Source organism: Mesorhizobium hawassense (genome assembly GCF_003289945.1).
GTDB lineage: Bacteria > Pseudomonadota > Alphaproteobacteria > Rhizobiales > Rhizobiaceae > Mesorhizobium > Mesorhizobium hawassense.
Window position 1 is genome coordinate 304,331 of the sequence record NZ_QMBP01000009.1, and the last position, 12,040, is coordinate 316,370.

Annotated in this window: 9 protein-coding genes; 6 read left to right on the forward strand and 3 right to left on the reverse strand. The window is 63.5% G+C overall.

What is annotated here, in order from left to right:
* Positions 1-189: 189 nt before the first annotated feature.
* The gene (locus DPM33_RS20215; RefSeq protein ID WP_112099186.1) at positions 190-453 is read right to left on the reverse strand and encodes a hypothetical protein; all 264 of its coding nucleotides are present in this window, start codon (positions 451-453) and stop codon (positions 190-192) included.
* A 358-nt stretch (positions 454-811) separates the two neighbouring features.
* Entirely contained in the window at positions 812-3,301 is a 2,490-nt protein-coding gene (locus DPM33_RS20220; protein WP_112099187.1) for a mechanosensitive ion channel family protein, read from the reverse strand.
* 194 nt (positions 3,302-3,495) lie between these two features.
* Here DPM33_RS20220 and DPM33_RS20225 point away from each other — a divergent pair, with 194 nt between their 5' ends.
* From DPM33_RS20225 to DPM33_RS20245, 5 genes are all read left to right on the forward strand, one after another.
* Positions 3,496-4,755 (forward strand): sarcosine oxidase subunit beta, encoded by a 1,260-nt coding sequence (locus DPM33_RS20225; protein ID WP_112099188.1) that lies wholly within the window; start codon positions 3,496-3,498, stop codon positions 4,753-4,755.
* 71 nt (positions 4,756-4,826) lie between these two features.
* A complete protein-coding gene (locus tag DPM33_RS20230; protein WP_112099189.1) occupies positions 4,827-5,105 on the forward strand; it encodes a sarcosine oxidase subunit delta in 279 nt (92 codons plus the stop codon).
* Positions 5,102-8,095, forward strand: a complete 2,994-nt coding sequence (locus DPM33_RS20235) for a sarcosine oxidase subunit alpha (protein WP_112099190.1) — start codon at positions 5,102-5,104, stop codon at positions 8,093-8,095. Before DPM33_RS20230 ends, DPM33_RS20235 begins: the two co-directional genes overlap by 4 nt.
* Before the next feature lie 7 nt (positions 8,096-8,102).
* On the forward strand, positions 8,103-8,690 hold the full coding sequence (locus DPM33_RS20240) for a sarcosine oxidase subunit gamma family protein (RefSeq protein WP_167449152.1): 588 nt from the start codon (positions 8,103-8,105) through the stop codon (positions 8,688-8,690).
* Positions 8,691-8,980: 290 nt separating this feature from the next.
* Positions 8,981-10,423: an MFS transporter gene (locus tag DPM33_RS20245; RefSeq protein WP_112099192.1), complete on the forward strand. Its 1,443-nt coding sequence runs from the start codon at positions 8,981-8,983 to the stop codon at positions 10,421-10,423.
* Positions 10,424-10,448: 25 nt separating this feature from the next.
* On the opposite strand, the gene DPM33_RS20250 is transcribed toward DPM33_RS20245, so the two are convergent.
* Positions 10,449-11,153, reverse strand: a complete 705-nt coding sequence (locus DPM33_RS20250; protein WP_112099193.1) for a nitroreductase — start codon at positions 11,151-11,153, stop codon at positions 10,449-10,451.
* 280 nt (positions 11,154-11,433) lie between these two features.
* Here DPM33_RS20250 and DPM33_RS20255 point away from each other — a divergent pair, with 280 nt between their 5' ends.
* The gene (locus DPM33_RS20255) at positions 11,434-11,976 is read left to right on the forward strand and encodes a helix-turn-helix domain-containing protein (protein ID WP_167449153.1); all 543 of its coding nucleotides are present in this window, start codon (positions 11,434-11,436) and stop codon (positions 11,974-11,976) included.
* Positions 11,977-12,040 lie beyond the last annotated feature (64 nt).

Consider the following 12,040-nt stretch of genomic DNA (forward strand, 5'->3'; position numbering starts at 1 on the left):
GCCATGTGCCGGCGTCCTCAGGTTCGATATAGCGGGAGATGACGCAGCGAACGTTAAAACGTCCGGTTGCAGCGCATTGTCATACCGGTATTTCGGGGGTCATCGTTAAGCGACTTCTACCGGAAACGATAAAAGGCCGGACATCGGTCCGGCCTTTGCCAATCCTGCGGGCGCCAATGCGTGGCGAGGTTACTTGATACGGGCCGCACCGCCCGAAATTTCGACCGTTTCCGAGCCGGTCAGGGCTTCGAGGTCACCATTGGGCAGGGTGACGAAGCAGCCGTTCGGGCAGAACTCCACCGTCTCGCCGGCACCGAGCGTCAGCTCGCTCTTGGCGCCGCCTTCGGTCACGACCAGCGTCCGCGTCTGAGCGTCCTTGTTGATCGCGCTGGCGGCGAAAGCCGAACCGCCCAGTGCCAGCAAAGCGATGGCGGCAACGACAGACTTCCACATTGCATTTCCGGTGTTTGAAACACCGCCTCTGTTCAAATTCGCAAGGCATTCTCGCCCTTTGCATCGAAGCTTATATGAGATGTTACCTGAACCGCAACTGAATGCCGCATTCATGCCACAATCGGTTTCGAACTGCGCGACAACGCCGCCGAAAGTGTATCGAAATTCGGGTCAGGCCGAGCCGAAAATGGTGGGTTCCGAGAACCGGCCTACGCCGGCCGTAGCCTTCATGGAGCGGATACATTTATGAGGGCTTCGGCCGGCGAAGGCCGGAGCGGAGCGTACTTTTCGTACGTGAGCACCGGAAGCGCAGGAAGCCGCCATTTGCAGGCCGGCCTCACCCGAATGTCGGTACACTTCAGCTGGGGTCTGGCTTACGACCCTTGCGCTTCATCTTGGCCAGCCGCTCCCGCTCGGCCGCGGCTTCCTCCTCCAGCCTCTGGCGCTCGGCGAATTCGGCCTCGATCTTGTCGTCGTCGATCGGCCAGGCTTCGTGCTTCTTGGTTTCGACCACGGCGCGCGGTGTCGATGGGATCTCGATCTGCTCCTCCTCGAAAATATCGAAGATGGCGAAGCGGATATCATTCTGCACGATGCTGCCGTTCATGATGTCGGCCACGAACACCCGGACTTCGAATTCGAGGGCGGCAAGCCCGAAATTGGCGAAGAGAACGAATGGCTCGGGATTCTTCAGCACCATCGGATGGGCGCGCGCAATGTTGGTCAACAGGACATGGACGCGCTTGACGTCGCTGCCATAGGCGACGCCGACCTTGATATCGACGCGGCCGAGCTTGTTGCGATGCGTCCAGTTGCCGACCGCATTGTTGATGAGATTCGAGTTGGGCAGGATCACCGACTGCCTCTGGAAGGTTTCGATCTCGGTGGCGCGCACGCTGATCTTCCTGACCGTGCCGCTGACGTCGCCGGCGACGATCCAGTCGCCGACCTTGAACGGCCGCTCGGCAAGCAGGATGAGGCCCGAAACAAAATTCGAGACGACGTTCTGCAGGCCGAAGCCGATACCCAGCGAAAGCGCGCCGGCAACCAGCGCCAGGTTGGAAAGATCGATGCCCGCCGCCGAGATGCCGACAAGGCCGGCAATCGCCACGCCGGCATAACCGACACCCAGGCGGATCGAGTTGCGCACGCCGGCATCGACCTTGCCGCGCGCCATCACCGAACCGTCCAGCCAGCCCTGGAACCAGCGCGTCAGGAAATAGCCGATGATAAAGACGACGATGCCGCTGAGGATGCCGAGGAAAGAGATGGTCACCGAACCGATCGTGACGCCGGTCGCGAGCTTATAGGCCCAAGCCTCGATATCGCCCGGCTGAAAACCCCACATCAAAAGGATCAGCGGCAGGAATACCAGCACGATCATCAGGTTGATGGCGATGCTCACCACCAGGCCGAGTTGGTCGAGGGCCGTATCCTCATAGCTGGAATTGGTCGAAAGCCAGCGTCCGACCGACGTGTCTGCGAAGCCACCCTCCTCGCCGATCGCGCGCGCCGACAGGAAGCCGATATAGGCCGTCACCAGCACCGTGCCGGTGACCACCACCTGCAGCGAAACGAAGATGGCAAGGCCGATATAGCCGAGCAGCGCCGCGGCGATGGTGAACAGGCCGAGCCCGATCGCAAGAAAGCGAAGCCATGCCGGCCATGGCCGCCAGGAGCCATCGCCAGCCCTGAACGGCTTGAGCATCCCCATCAGGATCAGGATGACGCCGACGATGATGGTGGCAACGAAGCTTCTCGCGATGGTCAGCGAGAGCGGCGAGCCCATCTTGTCGTTGACGACCGAGAGGAAATTGTTGAAGCCAAGGACCAACGCCATCGCCGTCGTCAGCCGCACCAGCCAACGAGCCGGGCCAGTCGCAACCGGAATGAGGCGCCAGTTAGGCAGGCGCGGCTCGAGGGCGGCATTGGTCAGCCGGTTGACGCAGAATACCACCGCGACCACGGCCAGAAGCGCATTGAGGAATACGCCGATATCGCCGCGCAGCACGTTGTAATAATTGAAGAAAAATACCGTCGAAATGAGAAAGACGACAAGCGCCAAGGTCGGCAGCAGCGTCGACCAGAATGCCACGGAAAGCCGGCTTAGATAGGACGGCTCCTCGACGGAGGGATCGGGTTCGAAGATGCGCCCGAACAGGCGCCGTCCTCCAACCAGCAGCACAGCCGCCAACATCAATGCCATGAAGGTGGCGGCAAGCATGGCCTGGAATTTGAACTTGAGCGCGAAGGTCAGCCAGGACGCCACCGCCTTGTAGAGACCGCTGAACTGGTCATGCGCGTCGGAAAATGCCTGCGGACTCAGCGCGTCGGTCAGTTCGTAGCGTTTGGTCAGAACATTGCGGAAAAGCTCGCTGCGCATGACCGCGATCTTGTCGACCAGCCCGTTGACGCGGATCGACAGATTCTGCGCGCTGGCGACGACCGCGTTGATCTCGGCCTTCTCCGAGGCAAGCGCGCTGCGCTCGTTGCTGACGATAATCGGCTCGGGTGGCTGCCCCTGCGCCGGCGGCGCGCCGAGCACTTCGATGCGGTTGTTGATGTCGTTGAGGCGTTGCCGGAATGCCAGCGCGCTGGTCAGCGCCGCACGCGAAATATCCTCGAGCTGCAATCGGATGTCGACCAGCCCCGCATCGTCCTGGTCGGGGTCGCTCAGTTTCTTCTCCAGGCCGTCGGTCTTGGTCGTCAGGTCCTGGATGACCTTGGTCTGGTCAGCGATGAGTTGCGACGAACCATGGCCGATCGCCTGCGCCGACGCGTCGAACGCCGGCTGCCCGAGGACAGCGACGATGACGACCAGGATCAGGCGCAGCAGACGGAAGAACATGAGTTTGTTGGCGACTCGCGGCCGAAAAATCCTCGAAATTCCCGCCCTTGATAAAGACCGGCATATCGGGCGGCAAGTCGTCCCGATCGTGCCGGCGAGAGTCGGCCTGTCGAAAAGCGATGGCGCAATCTTGGCTTTGCGCCTCCCGCCTGCTCTATAGTCTGCCGCCTCGCATCATAAGGACGATAGTAAGAATGGCGGAATATTCAGCCTTTTCGCTGCTCAAGAACGCGCTGACGGGCAACAAGGATTGGAAGCCCGCCTGGCGCAAGCCGGATCCCAAGGCTTCCTATGACGTGATCGTCATCGGTGGCGGCGGCCACGGCCTTTCGACCGCCTACTACCTTGCCAAGGAACACGGCATCACCAACGTCGCGGTGCTGGAAAAGGGCTGGCTGGGCTCCGGCAATGTCGGCCGCAACACCACGGCGGTGCGCTCCAACTATCTCCTGCCGCAGAACACCCGCTTCTACGAACATTCGATGAAGCTGTGGGAGAACCTCTCGCACGACCTCAACTATAACGTCATGTTCTCGCAGCGCGGCTGCCTGAACCTCGCGCACACGCCTGGCCAGCTCGATGATTATGCAAGGCGCGGCAACGCCATGCGCCATCTCGGCGTTGATGCCGACCTGATGAGCGTCGACCAGATCAAGCGGCTCGTGCCGGCACTGGACATTTCTGGTTCGGCGCGCTTCCCCATCCTTGGCGGGTTGATGCAGCGGCGCGCCGGCAGCGCCCGCCACGACGCCGTCGCCTGGGGCTATGCGCGTGGCGCCGACCGGCGCGGCGTCGACATCATCGAGAATTGCGAGGTCACCGGCTTCCTGCGCGACGGCGGCCGCATCACCGGCGTTTCGACGACGCGCGGCGAAATCCGCGCCAAGAAGGTTGCGCTCGCGGTTGCCGGCAGCACCGGTCGCGTCATGCAGCTCGCCGGCATCTCGCATATGCCGATCGAAAGCCACGTGCTGCAGGCCTTCGTCTCGGAATCGCTGAAGCCGATCATCGACACCATCCTGACCTTCGGCATGGGCCACTTCTACATTTCCCAGTCCGACAAGGGCGGTCTCGTCTATGGCGGCGATCTCGACGGCTACAACAGCTATGCCCAGCGCGGCAGCCTGCCGATCGTCGACGAGGTGATGAGCGAGATGCTGGCGCTGTTCCCGGGGCTGGCGCGGGTGCGCATGCTGCGCTCCTGGGGCGGGCTCTGCGACATGACGATGGACGGCTCGCCGATCATCACCACCGGTCCGCTGCCCGGCATGTATCTCAACTGCGGCTGGTGCTATGGCGGCTTCAAGGCGACGCCCGCCTCTGGCTGGTGCTTTGCGCACACCATCGCCAAGGACGAGCCGCACGAGTTCAACGCGCCCTTCACGCTCGACCGTTTCTACCGCGGCCTCGTCATCGACGACAAAGGCCAGGGCGCGACGCCCAGATTGCATTAGGGAACCATGATCCCAAAAAGTGGGAACCGGTTTTTGGAAAAGATCATGGTTGAACAAGAAGATACTCGAAAATGCTGATCACTTGTCCCTATTGCGGCCCGCGCGACGTCATCGAATTCACCTACCAGGGCGACGGCAACCGCGAGCGGCCGCAGCCGGCCTCGCAGAATCTCGACGCCTGGAACGCCTATGTCTACGACCGGCTGAACCCGGCCGGCGACCACAATGAGATCTGGCAGCATTCCGGCGGCTGCCGCGCGCATCTGAGGGTCGTGCGCAACACGCTCACGCATGAAATCCGGAGCACCACTTTCGCCAGAGGCGGCCACAAGGCGGAGGGCCGCTCGTGAGCCCGCGCCGTGCCGAGACCGGCGGCCGGATCGACCGGCTGCGCACCATCCGCTTCACCTTCGACGGCGCGCCGTATACCGGCCATGCCGGCGACACGCTGGCTTCGGCGCTGCTGGCCAATGGCGTGACGCTGTTCGGCCGTTCGTTCAAATACCATCGCCCGCGCGGCCTGCTCGCCGCCGGCGTCGAGGAGCCCAATGCGCTGGTGACGGTGCTGCGCGGCGAAGTGCGCGAGCCGAACATCGCCGCCACCATGGTCGAAATCTATGACGGGCTGGTCGCCGACAGTCAGAACCGCACGCCCTCGCTCGCCTGGGACATCGGCGCGATGAACCAGCTCGGCGGCAAGATCCTGTCGGCCGGCTTCTACTACAAGACCTTCATGGGGCCGGTGATCGGCCCGTTGAAGGGCACGCGCTTCTGGATGTTCTGCGAGCATTTCATCCGCCGCGCCGCCGGTCTCGGCAAGGCGGGCACCGCGCCCGACCCGGCGCGCTACGAGCGCATGAACGCTTTTTGCGACGTGCTGGTGGTCGGCTCCGGTCCGGCCGGCCTGATGGCGGCAAAGGCCGCCGCCGACCAGGGCGCGCGCGTCATCCTCGCCGATCTGGAAGCAAACTTCGGCGGCTCCGCCAACTGGTCGGGCGAAACCATCGACGGCATGCCAGCCGCCGACTGGACGCAGCGCATGGTCGGGCAGCTCGAAGGCAATGACAATGTACGGCTTTTGCCGCGCACGACCGTGTGGGGCTATTACGACGGCAACACGCTGGCCGCGCTGGAACGGGTGACCGATCACAAGGAAGCGCCCGCCAAGGGCGAGCCGCGCCAGCGCTATTGGGCGATCCGCGCCGGGACGGTGGTGCTTGCGACCGGCTCCTTCGAGCGACCGCTTGTGTTCCCGGGCAACGACCGCCCCGGCGTCATGCTGGCGCACGCTGCCGAGCGCTACGTCAACGAATATGGCGTGCTGCCTGGACAGCGCATCGCGCTGTTCACCAACAACGACAGCGCCTACCGCTCGGCATTCGCCTTGAAGAAGGCCGGCGCCGCAATTGTCGCCATCGTCGATGTCCGAAGCGACGTCTCGAACGAAATGCGCAGGCTGGCGAGCGAAGCCGAAGCCGAGCTGCTTGCCGGTCATGCCGTGGTTGCGACCGAGGGCGGCAAGGCGCTCACCGGCCTCAAGGTGCAACGCTTCGACGCCAGGAGCGGTGCGCTCAGCGGCGACGAGCGCAGCATCCACGCCGACAGTCTTTTGATGTCGGGCGGCTGGTCGCCGACCATCCACCTCGCCAGCCAGGCCGGCGCCAAAGCCGAGTGGGATCCGGCCCGGCAAGCCTTCCTGCCGCCAAAGCCGACGCAGCGCTGGATCGGCGCCGGTGCGTTCACCGGCAGTTTTTCGACCGCCGAAGCCATTGCCGAAGGCCGCGCCGCCGGCCTTCAAGCGGCTGGCGGGACGGCGTCATCAGCACCCCTGCCCATCGTCGAAGCCGCCCCCGGCGATCCCGATCCGGCGCCGGTCTTCGAGATCAAGGCCAAGGGCAAGAGTTTCGTCGATTTCCAGCACGATGTGACCGCCGAGGACGTGCGGCTCGCGCATCGCGAAGGCTTCGTCTCGGTCGAGCACCTGAAGCGCTACACCACGCTCGGCATGGCGACCGACCAGGGCAAGAATTCCAACCTGCCGGGTCTCGCCATCATGGCCGAGGCGCTCGGCAAGTCGATCCCCGAAGTCGGCACGACGCGCTTCCGCCCGCCTTACACAGCGGTGTCGATTGGCTCGCTGGCGGCAGAGCGCTTCGGCGATCTGAAGCCCGAGCGGCTGACGCCGATGCACGATTGGCACATCGCCAATGGCGCGACCATGTATTCGGCCGGCCTGTGGTACCGCCCGATGATCTACGGCCTGGCCGGCGAAACGGTCGAGCAGGCCTATGTCCGCGAGGCCAAGGCGACACGCGAAAGCGCTGGCATCGTCGATGTCTCGACGCTGGGCAAGATAGCGGTTCAGGGGCTGGACGCGGCCGAGTTCCTCGACCGCGTCTACACCAACATGTTTTCCACGCTCGCGGTCGGCAAGGCCCGTTACGGCCTGATGCTGCGCGAAGACGGGCTTGCCTTCGACGACGGCACCACCTGGCGGCTGGGCGACCAGGAATTCCTGATGACCACCACCACCGCCAATGCCGGCAAGGTGATGCAGCATCTGGAGTATTTCCTCGACGTCATCTGGCCTGAGCTGAAGGTCACGGTGACCTCCGTCACCGACGAATGGGCAGGTGCTGCGATCGGTGGCCCCAAGGCGCGCGCCATCCTAGCCGCCTGCGTCACCGGCACCGCCGTCGACAACGCAACCTTGCCCTTCATGGGCATCGTGCATGGCCAGATAGCCGGCGTTCCAGTGATGATCTGCCGGCTGTCCTTCTCCGGCGAGATGGCTTTCGAGGTGTATTCCGGCGCCGGCTACGGCACCCGCGTCTGGGAAGCTTTGATCGAGGCCGGCACGCCTTTCGGTCTTGTGACCTACGGGCTGGAGGCCCTGGGCACGATGCGCATCGAGAAGGGGCACGTCACCGGCGCCGAGATCGACGGCCGCACCACCGCGCGCGATCTGCATCTCGACTGGATGCTGTCGAAGAAGAAGCCCTTCATCGGCTCGGCCATGATGGACCGCGAGGGACTTGTCGCAAATGACCGGCTGCAGCTCGTCGGCCTGATCGCGCTCGACAACCGTCCGCTCAACGGTGGCGGACACGTCGTCGAGAAACTGGACGAGGCCAATCCGCACGATTCGCTCGGCCACATCACCGCCTGCTGCTACTCGCCGGCGCTCGGCAAATACATCGCGCTGGCGCTGGTCGAGGGCGGCAAGGCGCGCCACGGCACGCGCGCCTTCGTCTCCGATCCGCTGCGAAACCGGTTCGGGCCGATCGAGATCGTCTCCAATCACTTCTATGATCCGGACGGGAGCCGCATGCATGGCTGAGCACCAGTTGCCCGAACGCCTCTCGCCGCTGGAGCCGGACTATCATCTGGGTTCGCATGGCAATTTCGAACATGGCGTCGACGTCATCCTGTCCGAAACGCGGCCAGGGTCGATCCTGCAGCTCGCCGCATGGCCGGGCGAAGAGAAGCGGCTGATCGAAGTGATCCGCAAGGTAACCGGTCTTGCCCTGCCCGATGGCGCCGGCGGCGGTGTAAGCAGCAGCGCCCGTGCCGTCTTCGGCTTCGCGCCTGGGAAATTCACCGTTGTGGACGAAGCCGAGGGGCTGGCCGCGGCCTTCGCCGGCGTCATCACGCCGGCCATCGGCACGCTGACGGATCTTTCGCATGGCCGCACCGCGATGCGCATCGCCGGCCCGAAGGCCGAGTGGGTGATGGCGAAGTTCTTTGCCATCGACTTCGCCCTGCCGGCCTTCCCGCTCGGCGCCGGCCGTTCGACCAACCATCACGACATCTTCGCCCAGATCCAGCGTAGCGGTGCCGACCAGTTCGACATCTACGTCTTCCGCTCCTTCGCGCGCTCGTTCTGGAAGGCTTTGTGCCACGCCAGCGAAGAAGTCGGCTACGAAGTGCAGTAGAGCACTTAAGGTGTGTTGAGATTCAGGTCAGGCCGAGCCGAAAATGGCGGGTTCCGAGAACCGGAGCGGAGCGTACTTAAGTACGTGAGCACCGGAAGCGCAGGAACTCGTCATTTGCAGGCCGGTCTCACCTGAATATCAACACACCCTTTGGTCCAGCCGGCATCTGGCACTATGAACGACCACAACTGCTGCTTGAGCGTTGGGCCAGCAGGGGCGATAGGTAAGGAATCACGGGCGCTTGCCAAGGCAGACGCCTGTCCAGGCAACCAGTTCGACCATACCCTTCCATGACTGTAGAGACTTCGGCGACGGCCACGACCCGCTTTGCTCCGGCGGAAGGTCCGTCGATGCTGCTGCCGGCAACCGTCGCTTGCGGCGTGTTCATGACCAGCCTCGACCAGAACGTCGTGGTCACCGCGCTGCCCGGCATCGGCGAGAGCCTCGATCGTCCGCCAGGCCAGCTTGGTCTGCTGATCACCGTCTATGTCGCGAGCCTCATCGTCACCATGCCGCTCGGCGGCTGGCTGGCCGACCGCTTCGGCCTGCGCAACGTCTATTGCTTCGCGCTGCTCGTCTTCGCCAGTGCCTCCGCGCTGTGCGGCCTTTCGGAAAACATCTGGATGCTGGTCGGCTCGCGCGCCTTGCAGGGCTGCGGCGGCGCGCTGATGGGCACGCTCGGCCAGGTCGTCATCCTGTCGAGCTTTCCGCGCGACCGCACGCTCAAGATCAACATGTATATCTCGCTCGCCGGGCAATCGGGACCGCTGGTCGGACCGCTCGTCGGCGGCGCGCTCACGACTTATGTCTCGTGGCGCTGGATCTTCTATATCAACATCCCGATCGCGCTGACCGCGGCCCTGCTCGCCGCCTCGCTGTTTCCGACGACCACCAAGCCGGTGCGCACGCCGTTCGATTTCCCGGGCTTCCTGCTCGTCGGCAGCGGCATGGCGCTGCTGGTCTTCGGCATGGACTCGGTCGCCGCCAAGGACGCCGCGAGCAGCCTTATCGGCCTCGAGCTTGGCCTGGCGATCGTCATCCTGGCGGTTGCCGCCTTCTATTGCCTGCGCGCCCGCAACCCGCTGCTCGATCTCAATCTGCTGCGCATCCGCACCTTCCGCATTGCCTTCCTGACCGGCGGCGGCTTGGATACGATCGGCCTGAGTTCGGTGGTCTTTCTGCTGCCGCTGATGTTCCAGCTCGGCTTCGGCATGAGTGCCGTTCAGGCCGGATCGCTGACCTTCGTCGCCGCGATCGGATCCTTGATCATGCGCTTCTTCATGCCGCGCCTGTTGAACCGCTTCGGCTTCAAGCGCGTGCTGATCGCCAACACCCCGATCGTGGCACTGCTGGTCGCGGGCTTCGCGCTGATGAATGAAAACCTGCCGGCCTGGATCGTTCTCGCCTACATCTTCATCTTCGGCGTCTTCAGGTCAGTGCAATGGGCCTCTACCGGCAACCTTTCCTATTCGGACATCGCGCCGGAGCAGCTCGCGCGCTTCAGTGCGCTCTATTACATCCTGTGGCAGCTTGCGGTGGCGATCAGCGTCGGCCTCGCGGCGGCCCTGTTGTCGCTGCTTGCCGGCGGCGGCAAGGCCAGCGTCGACGACTACCGCATCCTGTTCGTCATCGAAGGGCTTATCACGCTTTGCGCGTTGTCGGCTTATTTGCGGCTGACGCCTAGGGACGGCGCCCATGTCAGCGGACATGGCGCGCAAATGAGCACCGACTAGGCCTCATCAGCCAGGGTCTGCGGCACTATTCCGCAAAGCTTACCCAGTTCTCGATCGGCGCCCGGTCGGTGCGGAACTCGTTCTCGGGCTTCGAGGTGTCCTCGTAGCCGAGCGCCATGCCGCACACGACGATCTCCTCGTCGGGAATGTTGAGCACCGGGCGGATCTGCCGGTGATAGGGCGCGAAGGCCGCCTGCGGACAGGTATGCAGCCCCCTGCCCCGCGCCGCCACCATGATGTTTTGCAGGAACATGCCGTAGTCGATCCACGACCCCTGGTTCAGTCGCCGGTCGATCGTGAAGATCATGCCGACCGGCGCATCGAAGAAGACGAAATTACGGTCGTGCTGCGCGCGCATCTTGTCGACCTCGCGCCGGCCGATGCCCAGCGCGCCATAAAGACCGAAGCCGTTGGCGCGGCGGCGCGTCAGGTAAGGTTCGAAGAACTGGTCGGGATAGTAACGATATTCGTCCCATTCCACCTTTTCAGCGCGGATGCCGGAATTGAGGATCGCGTCGCTGATCCGCTGCTTGACCTCGCCCTTGGTGACATAGACACGCCAGGGCTGCATGTTGGTGCCCGACGGCGCGCGCGCGGCAACCGCCAGGATCGCGCGGATCGTATCGTCGTCGATCATATCGGGCAGGAAGGCGCGCACCGACCGGCGCGACATGATCGCCTCATCGACGATCTCCGCATCCGACGCGATCCGGATGTTCTTCTCAAGCATGGGTCGTCCCTTTCGGCATGGCCAGAAACCCGCAACCCGGTTTCCTTAACGACCATCCGCAGACTATAAGCTAAAACTGGTCCCGACCGGGCGCCCCACTCGCCGCTCGTGCGCGAGCCTTTGCATCAACCACCGGAATCGCGCAAGCAAATCTTGTGGCCTATGAAAATCCTCTTGATTTTTTCATGATTTTACCCTTCCATGAAATTTGTTCTGATTTTTTCACGAGCACCCTTTGACCCCGACCGCGACTCAATCGGAGCAGGACAATGGCGACCGGCTGCTGGCCGGCGACATCCGTGCGCTTCGCAAGGCGCGCGGTCTCACACTCGCTGAGATTGCGCTCAAGCTGGGCCGTTCGGTCGGTTGGGTCAGCCAGGTCGAGCGCGGTCTTTCTATCCCGTCGGTCGGCGATCTCAGGGCCTTCGCCAACCTCTTCGGCGTTTCGATCAGCCTGTTCTTCAGCCATGACGTGCCTGTCGAAGAGGAGCGCGGCGTGATCGTGCGCGCCGGCCGCCGCCGTGTGCTTGGCACAAGTGAATCCGGGCTGGTGGAAGAGCTTCTGTCACCCGACCTCGGCGGTAGTTTCGAGATGGTGCGCTCGGTGTTCGCGCCCGGCGCCGAGATGAAGACGGCGGCGCTGCGGCCGACGGAGGAAGCCGGATATATCGCCTCGGGACTGTTCGACATCGAAATAGCCGGCGTCTGGCATCGGCTTGGCGAAGGCGACTCGTTCCGCTTCGAGGGCAAACCTTATCGCTGGCGCAATCCGGGCACCGAGCCGGCGGTCGTCATCTGGGTGGTTTCACCGCCGGTATACTGAGAATGCATGTCGCCCAAAAGTGTGAAGCGGTTTTGGGATAACGACAGGCATCAAAACAAAGAAT